12 protein-coding genes and 1 pseudogene are annotated in these 14,135 nt (G+C 62.9%); 8 read left to right on the forward strand and 5 right to left on the reverse strand.

The genetic code is table 11. From position 1 onward, the window contains the following. A pseudogene (locus EN750_RS02815) lies at positions 1-654 on the reverse strand (vitamin K epoxide reductase family protein); the annotation flags it as partial. Positions 655-805: 151 nt separating this feature from the next. Further along, positions 806-1,273, reverse strand: coding sequence for a peroxiredoxin (locus EN750_RS02820; protein ID WP_127395577.1), 468 nt, complete (start codon positions 1,271-1,273; stop codon positions 806-808). Between the two features lie 95 nt (positions 1,274-1,368). Here EN750_RS02820 and EN750_RS02825 point away from each other — a divergent pair, with 95 nt between their 5' ends. Beyond that, positions 1,369-4,749, forward strand: coding sequence for a DUF3971 domain-containing protein (locus EN750_RS02825; RefSeq protein WP_127395578.1), 3,381 nt, complete (start codon positions 1,369-1,371; stop codon positions 4,747-4,749). Between the two features lie 6 nt (positions 4,750-4,755). Here the strand turns inward: EN750_RS02825 and tyrS are convergent, their stop codons facing one another. Continuing rightward, positions 4,756-6,009 carry a tyrosine--tRNA ligase gene (gene tyrS, locus EN750_RS02830; protein WP_127395579.1) on the reverse strand — a complete coding sequence of 418 codons (1,254 nt, stop codon included), beginning with the start codon at positions 6,007-6,009 and terminating at the stop codon, positions 4,756-4,758. Between tyrS and EN750_RS02835 the strand changes: the two genes are divergently transcribed. The 3 genes from EN750_RS02835 to EN750_RS02845 all read left to right on the forward strand — a co-directional run bounded on the left by EN750_RS02835 (position 5,996) and on the right by EN750_RS02845 (position 8,874). Further along, positions 5,996-6,283 (forward strand): hypothetical protein, encoded by a 288-nt coding sequence (locus tag EN750_RS02835; protein ID WP_127395580.1) that lies wholly within the window; start codon positions 5,996-5,998, stop codon positions 6,281-6,283. The genes tyrS and EN750_RS02835 overlap by 14 nt on opposite strands. 71 nt (positions 6,284-6,354) lie before the next feature. Continuing rightward, positions 6,355-7,998 (forward strand): glycosyltransferase family 39 protein, encoded by a 1,644-nt coding sequence (locus tag EN750_RS02840; protein WP_127395581.1) that lies wholly within the window; start codon positions 6,355-6,357, stop codon positions 7,996-7,998. 45 nt (positions 7,999-8,043) lie between these two features. After that, positions 8,044-8,874: a phosphatase PAP2 family protein gene (locus EN750_RS02845; RefSeq protein ID WP_127268786.1), complete on the forward strand. Its 831-nt coding sequence runs from the start codon at positions 8,044-8,046 to the stop codon at positions 8,872-8,874. Between the two features lie 11 nt (positions 8,875-8,885). Here EN750_RS02845 and EN750_RS02850 read toward each other — a convergent pair whose 3' ends face one another. Further along, on the reverse strand, positions 8,886-9,536 hold the full coding sequence (locus EN750_RS02850) for an FMN-binding negative transcriptional regulator (RefSeq protein ID WP_127395582.1): 651 nt from the start codon (positions 9,534-9,536) through the stop codon (positions 8,886-8,888). 20 nt (positions 9,537-9,556) lie between these two features. After that, positions 9,557-10,231, reverse strand: coding sequence for an alpha/beta hydrolase (locus tag EN750_RS02855; RefSeq protein ID WP_023669128.1), 675 nt, complete (start codon positions 10,229-10,231; stop codon positions 9,557-9,559). Between the two features lie 236 nt (positions 10,232-10,467). Between EN750_RS02855 and EN750_RS02860 the strand changes: the two genes are divergently transcribed. From EN750_RS02860 to sufC, 4 genes are all read left to right on the forward strand, one after another. Then, entirely contained in the window at positions 10,468-11,631 is a 1,164-nt protein-coding gene (locus EN750_RS02860) for a cysteine desulfurase family protein (RefSeq protein ID WP_127395583.1), read from the forward strand. Between the two features lie 187 nt (positions 11,632-11,818). Next, complete coding sequence (gene sufB / locus EN750_RS02865) at positions 11,819-13,336, forward strand: Fe-S cluster assembly protein SufB (RefSeq protein ID WP_127319478.1); 1,518 nt, start codon at positions 11,819-11,821, stop codon at positions 13,334-13,336. Between the two features lie 4 nt (positions 13,337-13,340). Continuing rightward, positions 13,341-13,631, forward strand: coding sequence for a hypothetical protein (locus EN750_RS02870; RefSeq protein WP_127395584.1), 291 nt, complete (start codon positions 13,341-13,343; stop codon positions 13,629-13,631). After that, on the forward strand, positions 13,624-14,135 hold a 512-nt coding region (sufC, locus tag EN750_RS02875), incomplete at its 3' end, for a Fe-S cluster assembly ATPase SufC (protein ID WP_127395585.1). The genes EN750_RS02870 and sufC, both read left to right, overlap by 8 nt.

The following is a 14,135-nucleotide window of genomic DNA, read 5'->3' on the forward strand; positions in this document are numbered from 1 at the left end:
CTCTATGGATTTCAGCGACTGGTTGATCGAGACGAAGAGCTTGTCGGCACGATCGGCGGCTGAATCGTTGGGCAGCGGATCGGAGCGGGTCGACCACAGCGAGAACGGCCTTGTGTCGCCGGCGCCGGGACCGGCGCTCAGGCTGGCGACCGCATAGTTCCGCGCGGGCTCCTTGATACTGCCGGTCACTTCGGCGCGTTTGTCCGGCTTCGCAACCGCTGCCGGATCTTCGGCCGGCGCTGCCCCGACCTCGCTCTCGGCGCGTTCGAGCAGCGGGCCAAGGCGGCCGTGACGCTGGCTCAACTGGCTCTGCCGTTCAAGCAGTTCGCTGACCTTAGTTTCCATCAGCTGCTGGTCGAGCAACTGCCGGCTGGTGATGCGGTCGACCTGGGCGCGAAGCGCCGAAATGCGATCTTCATAAGCTTGCTGCATGCGCGCCTGGCGCGCCGTGGTGGCGCCTATCAGATCGTCGCGCAGCACCAGATAGGAGGTGGCCATGAGGTAGCCGACGGCAATGGCGGCGAGCGCCGAGCCGATAAAGGCCGCCAGCCACGGTCGGATCGTGAAATGCCTGATCTCGTTGCCCCGGGCGATGATGACCGTATGGGGCTCCTTACGCCTGCCGAAGACTGCGGACTGACCGGTTGCGTTCACGGGACCAAGCTTTCGTTTACGACACCACGACAGCTTGACTACACATTATTAAGGTTAACAAAGGCTTGCAGCGCCGGCTTGCCCGCAGCGAACGCCCGCCAAGCGTGCATATCGTTGTAAGGGAAACCGGGCCAACCTCGCCGACAAAACCTCAAAGCGCGCGAACGGCCTCGAGCACCTCTTCCGCATGGCCCTTGACGCGGACCTTGCGCCAAATCCTGGCGATCCGCCCGTCGCGGCCGATCAGGAACGTCGCGCGCTCGACGCCCATATACTTGCGGCCATACATCGATTTCTCGACCCACAGATGGTAGGCTTCGATCACCTTGCGCTCCTCATCGGCGGCGAGGTCGATGGTGAGATTGTACTTGGACTTGAACTTGTCGTGCTTCTTGACGGGGTCGGGCGACAGGCCGAGCACCACGGCGCCGGCCTTCTCGAAGTCCGGCTTCAGCTGCGAGAAGCTGATCGCCTCCTGCGTGCAGCTTGTTGTGTCGTCCTGCGGATAGAAATACAGCACGATGGGCTTGCCGGACGATGCGGCAAGGCTGACTGATCCGCCGCCGTCCCGCGGCAGGTCGAATTGCGGCGCGAGATCGCCTACGTCGAGGTCAGCCATACCGATGCCCTTGTTTGAGGTTACGCGCGAAGCCACACCGATATAGTGTCGGACGGGGATTCGTCCACGATCGAGTTCGTACAACGGAAAATTGCGTGGATCAGGAGCGACCGCAGCACGAGAAGATCCGGTTCAGGCGTGATGAGATCACCGACCTGGGGACCTTTCCGTCCGCCTGCCGTGTGCCGCCGCTCGGTCAGGCTTCGATCGGACGCGGTTTTCGCATCCTGTCGCGACTGTTCGCCGGTCTGGTCGCTTTCGTGCTGCTGGCCGCCGTGCTCGTTTATCTGGTTGGCGCCTCCGGCATCGGAGCCGACCGGCTTCGCACCGAGGCGGAAACGGCGCTCGAGAAACTGGCGGGCGTCGATGTCAATGTCGGGGTCGGGCCTGCCCGCATCACGCTCGACGGTTCGAGTTTCATCGCGCTTCAGGTCAGCGACGTCAGCTTGAAGACTTCGGACGGCAAGCCGATGGCCGATGCCGGCCGCGTGCGCTTCGGCGTGCGTCTGTTCCCGCTGCTGTGGGGAGATGTGCGGCTGACCAGCGCCAGGATCTCGGATGCCCGCATCGTCGTGGCGGCGATGCCGTCAGGCGGCGACTGGACCGCCGGCCTGCGCAATGCGGACGGCCTCATCGATCCGGAGAAGCTGTCCGCCGCGGTGTTCGGAAACATCAACCACGCACTCGATGCCGTGCGGGAGGATTCGCTGCGCCGGATCGACCTTCGCAATGTCGAATTCGTGCTGCCCGAAACCGGAGCGATCAAGCTCGTCAAGATCACCAACGCCACCGTCGTGCAGTCGGGCCCGGGCGGCATGCAGTTCTCGTCCACGGCGGACATCGACGGCAGGACGGCTACCGTTGCCGCTTCCGCCTCCCGCGATATCGCGGCGCACCGCGTCACGGCACTGGATGCGAGCGTCGATCTGGCCGATACCGGCGATATGGCGGCCGCTGCCGGCAAGCTGGGAACCGTCGCGCTGAAGCTGACGGGATCGGAAGGGTTCGGCGCGAACGCATCGCGGCTGACGGCCGCTTTGTCGTCGACGGGTTCTGTCCTCGATCTCGGCACGCGAGGACTGCTGCCGGCGGACGTCGATATCAATGCGACGCTGGTTGCGGGCAGCAACAAGATCCAGGTCGACAGATTGCTGCTGAAGACCGGCCGCTCGACATTCGATTTCGCCGGTTCGATCGGGCCGAAGCCGGCAAGCGGAGCGGTGGGTGAAGAACCCTCCTATCGCTACGACCTGACCAGCGACGGATCGTCGCTTGCGCCTTCGGAGTCGCCCGAGCCGGCGCTCATCTTCCTCGCCCGGATTGCCGGCGTCTACAACACGGTGAGCCACAAATTGGTCGCCGAGCAGATCGCGCTCCGGTCCGCCGGCTCCGGCGAGATGCTTGGCACCGCCGCCGTGGCGTTCGTCGACGGCAAAGTGCCGGGGATCAATCTGGCGTTCAACATCCACGACATGCAGGTCTCTCACGTCAAGCAGCTGTGGCCGTGGTTTTCGGCGCGCAATGCCCGGCTCTGGGTGCTGGCCAATCTGTTCGGCGGCCGTGTCGTCGACGCCAACCTTCAGTTCCAGGTGGTGCCGGGCCGCCTGGGCAACGGCGTGCCGCTTTCGGCCGATGAGGTGTTCGGCCGCTTCCAGATCGAGGGATCGCGCTTCGACACCGCCGGCCGCATCCCGCCGATACGCGACGCGGTCGGCGTCGTCGGTTTCCACGGCAACGATGTCGATATCTCGCTCTCCTCGGGCACCGTCTACATGCCCAGCGGCCGCACCGTGGCGGCCAGCAACGGCACGCTGACGGTCAAGGCGGCCAACCGCCCGCCGGTCGTCGGCGCGCTCGATATCGACGTCGACGGCGAAGCATCCGCCGTCGCCGAACTCGCATCCTACGAGCCGATCAACGCCATGCGCCATGTCGGCATCCTGCCGGAAGACCTGTCGGGCAGCGTCACCGGCCACGTTAAGGCGGATATTCCGCTGCAGTCCGGTGTCGACTCCTCGAAGCTCGATTGGCTGGTGTCGCTCGACTACAGCGGCATGTCATTGGCGAAGCCCTTCGAGGGCCAGATCGTAACGGATGCCGACGGTTCGATCACGGTCGATCCCGAGAAGGCGGTGATCTCCGCCAAGGCATTGCTGAACGGCATTCCGGCCGAACTCGATCTGGTCGAGCCGCTCAGGGATGACGGGCCGGCGCGCAGCCGCAAAGTGGCTCTGGTGCTTGACGACAAGATCCGCGCCGCCGCCATGCCCGGCCTGAAGCCGCTGCTTGCCGGAACGGTGAAGGTCGCAATCGACAAGAACGGCGGCGGCGACCAGAACGTCTCGGCCGATCTGACCAACGCCAGGCTGGACATTCCCTGGGCCGGCTGGAGCAAGGGGGCAGGGGTTCCTGCCAATGTCACCTTCGTCATGACCAAGTCCGGCGACACCACGACGCTGTCCGACTTCGATCTCGACGGAAAGTCGTTCTCCGTCGACGGCAGCATCGTGCTGGTCAATGGCGCCTTGTCGTCGGCGCGGTTCAGCAAGGTCACCTTGAACAGGGGCGACGACGTTGCCGTGTCGGTGAAGCGGTCCGGCAAGGGCTATGCGGTCGACATATCGGGCAACGCGCTCGATGCCCGCTCGCTGATCAAGCAGTTCACCTCGGACGTCGACACGGCTACCAAGACCACCGGTTCCGATGCCATTTCCGTCAGCGCCGATGTCGATCAGCTGACCGGTTTCCATGACGAGCAACTGTCCAATTTGAAGCTCGACTACAGTGCTGCCGGTTCGCGGGTGAACGGGCTGAAGGTCAGCGCCACGGCAAGTTCGGGCGCCGCCATTTCAATCAGCAACACCACCGGCGCCGGCCAGCGCTCGCTCAACATGCAGTCCGCGGACGCCGGCGCCATCCTGAGATTCCTCAATATCTACGAGCATATGGAAGGCGGAACGATCACCCTGGCGCTTGCGGGGCCGAGCGACGGATCGCTGAGGGGCAAGGTCGACACCAGCAACTTTTTCGTGGTCAACGAACCGAAATTGGCCTCCATCGTCTCGACCACGCCGGCCGGCGACAACCGCAGCCTCAATCAGGCGGTCAAGGGCAAGCTCGACACGTCGCGGGTGAAGTTCGAACGCGGCTACGCCGAGATCGACAAGGGCAGCGGCTATCTGAAACTGGCCAATGGCGTGCTGCGTGGACCGCGCATCGGCACCACGTTCCAGGGCACGCTCTACGACCAGAACAACAACATGGACATGACCGGCACATTCATGCCGGTCTATGGCCTCAACCGCATCTTCGGCGAATTGCCCATCGTTGGCGCGCTGCTCGGCAATGGCCGCGACCGTGGCCTGATCGGCGTCACCTACCGGCTCAAGGGCAATGCCAACAAGCCGCTGCTGGACATCAATCCTCTGTCCGTGATCGCGCCCGGAATATTCAGGTCGATTTTTGAGTATCGGTGATCGAGCTCAAATCGGCCGTACCAGAATGTGTTTTTTCTTTCCCAGAGAAAGCTTTACGAGGTTTTCCGGACTCAAATCCTGAGGAGTCACCAGGCGGCGCTCGTCGCTCACCGGCTCGTCGTTCAGGCGCACGGCACCGCCCTGCACATGCCGCCGCGCTTCGCCGTTCGATGCCGCCAGTCCGGCGGTGACCAGCAGCGACAGGATGCCGACGCCGGTTTCAAGCGCCGTTTTGTCGACCTCGACGGTCGGCAGCGACTCCGCGAACGCGCCTTCCTCGAACGTCTTGCGCGCCGTATCGCTGGCTTGCTCGGCGGCTGCACGGCCGTGCAGCAGGGCGGTGATCTCGGTGGCGAGGATCTTCTTGGCCTCATTGATCTCGGATCCGCCGAGCCGTTCGAGCCGCGCCACCTCGTCCAGCGGCAGCGTCGTGTAGAGCTTCAGGAAGCGCGCGACGTCGGCATCCTCGGTGTTGCGCCAGTACTGCCAGAATTCGTAGGGGCTCAGCATCTCCGCATCGAGCCAGACCGCGCCCGAAGCCGACTTGCCCATCTTGGCGCCCGACGAGGTGGTGAGCAGCGGCGTGGTCAGCGCATAGAGCTGCGCGTCCTCCATGCGGCGGCCGAGATCGATACCGTTGATGATGTTGCCCCATTGGTCGGAGCCGCCCATCTGCAGGCGGCAGCCGAGGCGCTTGTAGAGCGCGACGAAATCATAGGCCTGCAGGATCATGTAGTTGAATTCGAGGAACGACAGCGACTGCTCGCGATCGAGCCGCAGCTTGACGGAATCGAACGCCAGCATGCGGTTGACGGAAAAGTGACGGCCGACATCGCGCAGGAAATTGACGTAGTTGATCTCCATCAGCCAGTCGGCGTTGTTGACCATGATGGCGTCGTTCGGACCGCTGCCGAATTTGAGGTAGGGCATGAAGTTGCGGCGTATGCCGGCTAGATTGTCTTCGATGTCCTGCGGGGTCAAAAGCTTGCGCGCCTCGTCCTTGAAGGACGGGTCGCCGATCATCGAGGTGCCGCCGCCCATCAGCGCGATCGGCCGGTGACCGGTCTGCTGCAGCCAGTGCAGCATCATGATCTGGATCAGCGAGCCGGCGTGCAGGCTCTTGGCGGTGGCGTCGAAGCCGATATAGGCCGTCACCGTTTCCTTGGCGAAGATATTGTCGAGACCGGCATCATCCGAAGTCTGGTGGATGAAACCGCGCTCGCTCATCGTGCGCAGGAAATCCGATTTGAAGGCAGGCATTTTTTCTTTCCCGAAAGCGTCCGGCCAGCGTGGCTCGGGTGTGCATGAACGCGGGCGTTTAGCATCCAAGCGCGATCAGCAAAAGTGGTTTCCGGTTTTGCGACTGATCGTGCGCCAGACAAAGGTCCAGCGATCAGCAAAAGTGGTTTCCGGTTTTGCGACTGATCGCGCGCCAGACAAAGGTCCGGCGATCAGCAAAAGTGGTTTCCTGTTTTGGTGCCCGCGCGGATGGCGTTTGCGAATCCTTGCTTCGTCGTTTGGGCTGGCGTATTGAGGCGCCGCGCAGGGCAGGGCCTGAGGCGCCGCGACGGGGCCATCCCGCAGATCAGATCCGGAAGCTCCGCGATGAACAGGAACTATCTTTTTCTCTTTCTGTTCAGCGTGCTGATGACTTTCAGCGGACTGGCGAGCCTTCCACCCGTCGACCGGGACGAATCCCGTTTTGCCCAGGCCACCAAGCAGATGGTCGAAACCTCCGACTATGTCGACATCCGATTTCAGGATGCCTCGCGCTACAAGAAGCCGATCGGCATCTACTGGCTGCAATCGGCGGCCGTGGCGCTGAGCGGCGAGGGGGCGGCGGCGCCGATCTGGGTCTACCGCCTCGTCTCCATGCTTGGCATTGCCTTGGCCGTCGTCGGCATTGCCTGGACAGGCACCAAGCTGTTCGGGGCCAATGCCGGTCTCGCCGCCGGCCTGATGATGGCGGCTATCTTCGCCACCGCCTTCGAGGGTCGTGACGCCAAGACCGACGCCATGCTGCTGGCCTGCTGCGTGGCGGCGCAAGGCGCGCTCGCCCAGATCTATCTGGCAGCGCGCCGCAACGAACCGGTAGCCGCCCATCTGCCGTGGATTTTCTGGGCCGCTCAAGGCCTTGGAATCCTCATCAAGGGGCCGGTGGCTCCGCTGTTGTCGGTGCTTACGGTCGCCGCCTTGTTTGCCTTCGAGCGCGACTGGCGCTGGCTCCTGAAGCTGAAGCTCGTGCGCGGTGCCGCCCTGGTGCTGCTCATCGTGCTGCCCTGGGTCGCCCTCATCACCGGGAAGAGCGGCGGCGCCTTTCTCAGTGATGCCGTCGGCAAGGACATGATGGCCAAGGTCGCCTCGGGGGAGGAATCGCACGGTCTGCCGCCCGGTTTCTACATGCTGACCTATTCCTTGTTCATGTGGCCGTTCGGTCTGATCGCGGTCGGCGCCGGGCTGCAGGCTCTCAACCGTCTGCGCGACGATCCCCGGCTGCGTTTCTGCCTCGCCTGGTACATTCCGTTCTGGCTGGTGTTCGAACTGATCCCGACCAAGCTGCCGCACTATGTCTTGCCGGCCTATCCCGGCATGGCGCTGCTGATCGGCTGGCTGCTGACCTTGCCGCCGCAGGAGGCGAATGCGCCGCTCAGGCGCTGGCAGGATTGGTTGTGGTGGTCGACCGCATTCGGTCTTGCCGTGGTCAGCCTTGGCCTGGCGGCGGTCTGCGTCGGAGCGCCGATCTATCTCACCGGCGCCTTCTCCTGGTGGAGCATCCCGGCCGCCGCGGCAGCGCTGGCGACGGGATATTTTGCTTTTTCCCGACAACTGCAAGTGCCGCTCTTGCGCATCGGCACAATCGCCGTCTGCGCGGGCATCACCTATGGGCTGTTGTTCGGCGTCATCGCGCCTTCGCTGAAACCGATCTGGCTGAGCCCGGCGATCGAGGCGGCGTTCCAGGCCAACAGGCCTTGCGCCACCACGGTGCTCGCTTCGGCGGAATATCACGAGCCGAGCCTGGTGTTCCTGGTCGGCACCAAGACCGTCCTGACCGATGTCGATGGCGTCGCCAAGCATCTGCTCGGCGATCCTGCCTGCGCGCTGGCTCTGGCGCAGGTCGGCGACGAGCAGAAACTGAATGGGTTGCTGGCGGCGCAAGGCAAGTCGGCGAACCGCGTTGCCGAGGTCGACGGCCTCAACTATTCGTCGGGAGACAAGCTGTCGCTCGGCCTCTATCGTGTAACCCAGTGACGGCTCGCCGATGCCCATGACGGCGACAATGGGGTCGAATTTCCTATGCTGGTGAAATCACGCCCGCCCGTTTCGAGCCTGCTCCTTGGGGTAGGGCGCCGGTCGCTCGACAATTTTCGCGATACGATGCAGATCGCCAAAAGCCGCCTTGCCACCCGCCCGGCCAGATACCCGAACGTTTTGTGGTCGGTCTGGGTGCTGGTCTGGGTTTTGCTGACGGCGGCAGCGTTTGTTCGTCTCGACACCCCGGCCGGAATGCTTCACGGCAAGTGGTCGGCGGGATTTGCCCGGACTGCCGACTTTTTCACCCAGTTCGGCCTGGGTGGCTGGTATCTCATTCCCTCAGTGCTTCTGCTTGTCGCCGCCAACCTGACGGATTGGCGAAGCCTCTCGCGGCGCTCGCTGATGCTGCTCTACAACTGGACCTGCCTGGCTTTTCTGGTGCTGTGCGCCACCGGCCTGTCGGGGATCGCCGTCAATGTGCTGAAATATGCCATTGGCCGGGCTCGCCCCCTCTATTACGAGGACTTTGGCGTGCTGACCCTGCACCCCTTCGCTTTCGATGCGCGCTTCGCCGGCTTTCCGTCCGGCCATGGTACGACGATGGGCGCGGTGTTCGGGGTCGCTTTGCTGTTGTTTCCGCGGCGCTGGTACATCGCCCTGGCGATCACCGCTTGTATCGCCTCGACCCGTATCTTCGTTGGCGCGCACTATCCCAGCGACACCGTCGCCGGCTTCGGCCTTGGCTGCGGCTTCGCGCTCGCCTGCGGGCTGGTCTTTGCCCGGCTCGGCTTCATTTTCCGGCCGATGCCGTCGGGACTGCCGGTCCGCAAGAGAACGTTTCGGCTGATCGGACCGACAAGGAAGGCTGCCTGAGCATTCGAAGTTCAGTTGCCGTCCAGTCCGCCATAGGATCTGACCAGGCCGGCCATGCCGGGCGACTGGTGGTCTTCGCTTTCCAGCCCCTGTGCAACGCCGACGCGATCGGCGACCGGCCGGTTCTGGCTGACCTTCCACTTGCCGTGGATTTCGCTGATCTCGATTTCCAGCCCGATAATGCCCTTGATCTGCGACTGGATGAAGGGCTCCGGCGCATCGGTCACCGCCCAGGGCGCGGCGCGGGCGCCTTCCTGGGAGACGGTCAGATCGGCGATCTGCTGCGCCAGCCAGTCCTGATCATCCATCACCTTGACGGTGCCGCGAACCTGCACGATGGCATAATTCCAGGTCGGCACCACCTTGCCGGTCTCGCGCTTGGTCTCGTACCAGGACGGCGTCACATAGGCATCGCTGCCCTGGAAGACGATCAGCACGGGTGACGCCGGGTTGTCGGCCAAAAAGCGCCATTGCGGGTTGGCCCGCGCCAGATGGGCGCGCAGCCTGCCGTTCGGCCCGATTTCCGCGTCGAGCAGGAAAGGGACAGCGTTGGCGACCGGCCCATCGGGCCCGTTGGAAACCAACAGGCCCAGCGGATGCGTCCGGATCAGCCCGTGCAGGATTTCCGGCCGCGTTTCCCTGAAATGAGGAGGTTCGTACATCGCCGTCCGTTCTTTCCTTGTTATCTCAGCCGCTTCGGACGCGGATCCGACAATTCGCCGGCCAGCCGGCGGTCGAGATAGTCGGCGCATTCCTCGAGCAGCAGGTCGGCATCGTTGGCGAAGAAATGGTTGGCGCCGGGCAACGTCTTTTGCGTGATGGTGATGCCCTTCTGCGTGTGCAGCTTGTCGACAAGGCCCTGCACATCCTTCGGCGGCGCCACCTTGTCGGCATCGCCATGGATGATCAGGCCCGATGACGGGCAGGGCGCCAGGAACGAGAAATCATAGGTGTTGGGCTGCGGCGCGATCGAAATGAAGCCTTCGATCTCCGGCCGGCGCATCAGAAGCTGCATGCCGATCCAGGAGCCGAAGGAGTAGCCGGCGACCCAGCAGCTCTTGGAATCGGGATGCAGCGACTGCACCCAGTCCAAAGCGGCGGCGGCGTCCGACAGCTCGCCGGTGCCATGGTCGAACTCGCCCTGGCTGCGGCCGATGCCGCGGAAATTGAAGCGAAGCGTGGTGAAATCCCGCTTCTGGAACATGTAGAAGAGGTCGTAGACGATCTTGTTGTTCATCGTGCCGCCGAATTGCGGGTGCGGGTGCAGGACGATGGCAATCGGCGCGCTCTTTTCCTTGGAAGGCTGATAGCGACCCTCCAGGCGGCCGGCAGGACCGGTGAAAATGACCTCAGGCATAAAATACTCCACTTGGTAATACGAACGCGCGGTGCCTGGAACGTTTCCTCTGGCCTTGACGCAGGGCGAGCGTCTTCTTAGAAGCTAGTTTAGAATTGTTCAAAACTGAGTGGCAAGACATCGAGCCCGGCCACCCGCGCCGCAAGCCGCGTAAATAGGACGGCTCGCCTTGGAATTTCAAGGAAATAACGCCATACGACAGCGGAATGGCTTCTGACGGGATTTGACGGACGAAAATGGCCGGAATACGCGCCTATCTCGACTACAATGCCAGTGCGCCGCTGCTTGCCGTGGCCCGCGAGGCTATGGTTGCGGCCCTTGACGTCGCGGCCAATCCGTCATCGGTTCACGCCGAGGGGCGCGCGGCCCGCCGCCTGATCGAGACCGCCAGGCGTGACGTGGCGGCGCTAGTCAACGCCAAGGCGGAGCATGTCGTGTTCACCTCCGGTGCCACGGAAGCAGCCTCGACGCTGCTGTCACCCGACTGGCAGATGGGACGCGGCACGGTGCGTATGAGCCGGCTTTACGTGTCGGAGGCCGATCATCCCTGCCTGTTGAACGGCGGACGGTTCCCCGCAGCGCAGGTGACGCGGATCGGCGTCGACGCCAACGGCATCGCCGACCTCGGCGCCTTGGCGTCGGCGCTCGGCGGTCACGACAAGAGCGAAGGCCTGCCGCTGGTCGCCATCCACGCCGCCAACAACGAAACCGGCGTCATCCAGCCGATCGATCGCATCGCCGGGATCGTCAAGGCGGCGGGCGGTATCCTTACAGTCGACGCCGTGCAGGCCGCTGGGCGTGTTTCCATCGATCTATCAGCGGGTTACGCCGATTATCTGATTCTGTCGTCGCACAAGATCGGTGGTCCCAAGGGCGTCGGCGCCATCGTCGCCGCCTCTGACCTGATGATGCCGAAGCCGTTGATCAATGGCGGCGGCCAGGAGAAGGGCCATCGCGGCGGCACCGAAAACCTCGCTGCCATTGCCGGTTTTGGCGCGGCCGCCCGCGAGGCCCTGGCCGGATTGCCGGCCATGGATGCGGTGCGCCAGCGCCGCGACGAGATCGAGGCCATCGTCAAATCGCTGGTGCCGGACGCGGAAATCTTCGGAACCGGTGCGCCAAGGCTTGCCAATACGGCATTCTTCGCTATTGCGGGCGTCAAAGCCGAAACCGCGCAGATCGCCTTCGATCTGGCCGGTGTAGCGCTGTCGGCCGGCTCTGCCTGTTCGTCTGGCAAGGTCGGACCGAGCCATGTGCTGAAAGCCATGGGGTACGGCGACAGTCTCGGCGCCTTGCGGGTGTCGATCGGACCGGCGACCGGCGCGGAAGACATCGAGCTGTTTCGCGTCGCACTGGCGGGAATTACCGCACGTAGGGCGGATAGAGAACGGGCCGCGTAGCGGTTGGACGAATTTGGGCCTTTCGGCCTGGTAGAGCCGTGCGTTTCATGCTGGCCGGGTGAATTCCCGGTCGAAGCGCACTATATTAAACTTACGCTGCCGCGAGCACCTCTTCGGGGTTCGTTTTTGGCGGTGCCATAGTTTGAAAACTGTCGGGCCTTGACCCCGGCGTGGATGGAGAACGCATATGCCTGCTGTGCAGGACACGATCGATCGGGTCCGAAAGATCGACGTCGACCAATACAAATACGGATTCCAGACCGAAATCGCGATGGACAAGGCCCCCAAGGGCCTCAGCGAAGACATCATCCGTTTCATTTCGGCCAAGAAGGACGAACCGTCCTGGATGCTGGAATGGCGTCTGGAAGCGTATCGCCGCTGGCTGACGCTTGACGAGCCGACCTGGGCGCGCGTCCACTATCCGAAGATCGATTTCCAGGACATCTATTTCTATGCGGCGCCCAAGAGCACGCCCGGCCCGACCTCGCTCAGCGATGTCGATCCCGAACTGTTGAAAGTCTACGAAAAGCTTGGCATTCCGCTGCGGGAGCAGGAAATCCTTGCCGGCGTGCAGAAGACCGACGCCTCGGAGCTCGAGGAAGTCAGCGACAATGTCTACAAATCGGGCCGCGTCGCTGTCGACGCCGTGTTCGATTCCGTCTCCGTCGTCACCACCTTCAAGAAGGAACTGGCGCAGGCCGGCGTCATCTTCTGCTCGATCTCGGAAGCCATCCGCGAGCATCCGGAGCTGGTGAAGAAATATCTCGGCTCGGTCGTGCCGACCTCAGACAATTACTACGCCACGCTGAATTCGGCTGTGTTCACCGACGGCTCGTTCGTCTTCGTGCCCAAGGGCGTGCGCTGCCCGATGGAGCTGTCGACCTATTTCCGCATGAACGAGAAGAACACCGGCCAGTTCGAGCGCACGCTGATCATTGCCGAGGAGGGGGCTTACGTCTCCTATCTCGAGGGCTGCACGGCGCCGCAACGCGACGAGAACCAGTTGCACGCGGCGGTCGTCGAACTGGTAGCGCTCGACGATGCCGAGATCAAATATTCCACGGTGCAGAACTGGTACCCCGGCGACGCCGAGGGCAAGGGCGGCATCTACAACTTCGTCACCAAGCGCGGCGACTGCCGTGGCGACCGCTCGAAGATTTCGTGGACGCAGGTCGAGACCGGTTCGGCGATCACCTGGAAATATCCGAGCTGCATCCTGCGCGGTGACGATTCCCAAGGTGAGTTCTATTCGATCGCGGTGTCGAACGGCTACCAGCAGGTCGACAGCGGCACCAAGATGATCCATCTCGGCAAGAACACGTCGAGCCGCATCATCTCCAAGGGCATCGCCGCCGGCTTCTCGCAGAACACCTATCGCGGCCAGGTCTCGGCGCACCGCAAGGCGACCAACGCCCGCAACTTCACCAACTGCGACAGTCTGCTGATCGGCGACCAGTGCGGCGCGCACACCGTGCCCTACATGGAAGCCAAGAACTCGACGGCGCAGTTCGAGCACGAAGCGACGACGTCGAAGATTTCCGAGGACCAGAAATTCTATGTCATGCAGCGCGGTATCCCTGAAGAGGAAGCGATCGCGCTGATCGTCAACGGCTTCGTCAAGGACGTCATCCAGCAACTGCCGATGGAGTTCGCGGTCGAGGCACAGAAGCTGATTGGTATCTCGCTGGAAGGTTCGGTGGGTTGATTAGATGGAACGGCGCTCCTGGAAGTTCTTCGCGCGAATCGAGAGCTTGATAGTCGTCGTTCTGGTGCTCTTGCTGACGCTGGCTATTGGAGGTGCCGTGGTGGCTCTAATTGGCGCAATGTTTGGCTTGAGTTCGGTGAAGAATATTGGTGGTTCGATTGCGGGCCTAGGCGCGGCTGGGTTTTTTGGCTGGATGTTCGTTGCGGGCAAACTAGCGCGCTTGTCTCCAAGGGGATCCCGTCAAGGGCAGAGCGTCGAGAACACCAAGAACACGAAAGTAGAAAAGAATGCTTGAAATCAGAAATTTGCACGCCCGCATCGTCGACGATGGCACCGAAATCATCCGCGGCCTGAACCTGACGGTGAAAGCCGGCGAGGTCGCCGCGATCATGGGGCCGAACGGCTCGGGAAAATCGACGCTGTCCTACATCCTCGCCGGCCGCGAGGACTATGAGGTGACCGAAGGCGACATCCTCTACAACGGCCAGTCGATCCTCGAAATGGATCCGGCCGAGCGCGCTACATCAGGCATCTTCCTCGCTTTCCAGTACCCGATGGAGATACCGGGCGTCGCGACCATGGAATTCCTGAAGGTGGCGATGAACGAGCAACGCAAGGCGCGTGGCGAGGAGCCGCTGAAGATCCCGGAATTTTTGAAGCGCGTGAAGGAAGCCGCCGCCTCGCTCAGCATGGACATGGCGATGCTCAAGCGGCCGCTCAATGTCGGCTTCTCCGGTGGCGAGAAGAAGCGGGCAGAGATCCTGCAGATGAAGCTGCTGGAGCCGAAACTGTGCGTGCT

The sequence above is a fragment of the Mesorhizobium sp. M7A.F.Ca.ET.027.03.2.1 genome, assembly GCF_003999175.1.
Lineage (GTDB): Bacteria > Pseudomonadota > Alphaproteobacteria > Rhizobiales > Rhizobiaceae > Mesorhizobium.